This is a genomic window from Psychrobacter communis, from assembly GCF_014836505.1.
GTDB lineage: Bacteria > Pseudomonadota > Gammaproteobacteria > Pseudomonadales > Moraxellaceae > Psychrobacter > Psychrobacter faecalis.
In genome coordinates, this window is sequence record NZ_JACSQR010000072.1 from 1 (window position 1) to 1,982 (window position 1,982).

General features: G+C 42.2%; 2 protein-coding genes. Both read left to right on the top strand.

The annotated features are described in order from the left end of the window. The first annotated feature begins 65 nt into the window (after positions 1-65). Complete coding sequence (locus H9653_RS12290; protein ID WP_068404139.1) at positions 66-677, top strand: IS607 family transposase; 612 nt, start codon at positions 66-68, stop codon at positions 675-677. Continuing rightward, positions 674-1,828, top strand: coding sequence for an RNA-guided endonuclease InsQ/TnpB family protein (locus H9653_RS12295; protein ID WP_093071385.1), 1,155 nt, complete (start codon positions 674-676; stop codon positions 1,826-1,828). The genes H9653_RS12290 and H9653_RS12295 overlap by 4 nt, the downstream gene beginning before the upstream one ends. The last annotated feature ends 154 nt before the right edge of the window (positions 1,829-1,982 follow it).

Below are 1,982 nucleotides of genomic sequence, written 5' to 3' on the forward strand. Positions count from 1 at the left end.
ATATACAAACCTACCTATTTATTACTATAATAGATAGATTATATCTATAATATAGAGAGCAAGTTATGGGGAAACTGGTTAGTATTGGGGAGGCTGCCAAACATTTCGGGGTTGCTCAATCCACATTAAGACGTTGGGATGAGGATGGTACGTTAGTCGCCAAGCGAACCGAAAACGGGCATAGGCGATATGATTTAAGTGAAATCAGACCGCATTCCTTGAATACACCACCTAAATTAGACCGAAAAACCATTGCTTATGCTCGTGTGTCGAGTCGTGATCAAAAAGACGACTTACTTCGCCAGTCTCAAGTTTTGGAACTTTATTGTGCCAGGCAAGGCTGGACTTTTGAGACGATTACCGATCTTGGTAGTGGAATGAATTATAAAAAGAAAGGCTTAAAAAACCTGCTTGATGACATACTGAGCAATAAAGTTGAACGGCTGGTAATTACCCATAAAGACAGGCTTTTACGATTTGGTGCAGAACTGGTTTTCATGTTGTGTGAGGCTCGTGACGTTGAAGTGGTAATAATCAATCAAGGTGAAGAGTTGAGTTTTGAGCAAGAATTAGCCCAAGATGTATTGGAGATTATCACCGTATTTTCAGCGAGGCTATACGGCTCTCGCAGCAAGAAAAACCAACAATTAATAGAGGCGGTTAAAAAAGCATTATGATCCGTGGACACATTATCGAACTCAAGCCAAACAACGTACAGGCAAATCACCTTGCTCGTGCTTGTGGCGTGGCGAGAAAAGCCTACAACTGGGCTTTGCATGAGTGGCAGCGGCAGTATGCGCTTGACAAAGCGTACCGTGATGCGTGTTTGGCCGCAGGCGTTGAGGTTGATACTAAAAATCTAAACAAGCCCTCACAGGCGAAGCTCAGACGCGAATTGAACGCCATTAAGCGTGAATTATTCCCCTATATGCTGGAAGTGACCAAATGCGCTCCGCAGGCGGCAATCATGCAGTTGGGTGATGCTTATAACAACTTCTTTAAAGGCTTAGCGAAATACCCAACCGCTCGTAAAAAAGGCCGTGACGATAGATTCAGTTTATCCAACGACCAATTTGCCATTAAAGGTAAATCCATTCGTATCCCAAACTTGGGCTGGGTTCGCTTAAAAGAAGCTTTACGTTTTGACGGCAAGATCATGTCAGCCACCATCTCTAAACGTGGCGGTAAGTGGTTTGTTAGTGTGGCTGTTGAAATACAAAAAGCTGTAATTCCTACTAAAAAGACAGGTAAAAGCGTTGGTGTTGATCTTGGTATTACCGACTTACTGGTTTTATCAGACGGCACTAAAATTAAAGCGCCAAAACCACTTCAAGCAAACCTTAAAAAACTAAGAACGCTAAACAAAGCGCTCAGTCGCACTAAAAAAGGCAGTAAAAACAGAGAAAAAGCGAAAACCAAGCTCTCTCGTTTGCACTATAAGATCAGGTGTATTAGGCAAGATTCTCTCCATCAAATCACAACAAGTCTGGTTAATGAGTTCGATGTGATTGCGATTGAGGATTTGAATGTCAAAGGTATGGTTAAGAACAGGCGGCTATCAAGAGCTATCAGTGACTTGGGTTTCTTTGAGTTTAAGCGACAGCTTATCTACAAAGCCACTGAGCAAGGCAAGGTTGTGAAATCAGTCGGACCCTTCTACCCAAGCTCAAAAACCTGTTCAAACTGCAATCATATCCTTGGTAAAGATGAGCTAACATTGAAAATGCGTGAGTGGTTGTGCCCTAACTGTCAGGTTTCTCATGACCGTGACCTCAACGCCAGCATCAATATTTTAAATAACGCGACTGTTATTTTAACAGCTGCATAATCCTGTTTATTGGACGGTGAGTTCCATCGCCAATTAAAAAAGTCTGTGGAGTCGTGGTCAGTCTAAATCTCAAATGAGAAATAGCGCGTGACAATGAAGCAGAAAGAAAACGTCAAACCTATCTAATAGTCAATATTGGCTAGGTTTGAGTAAG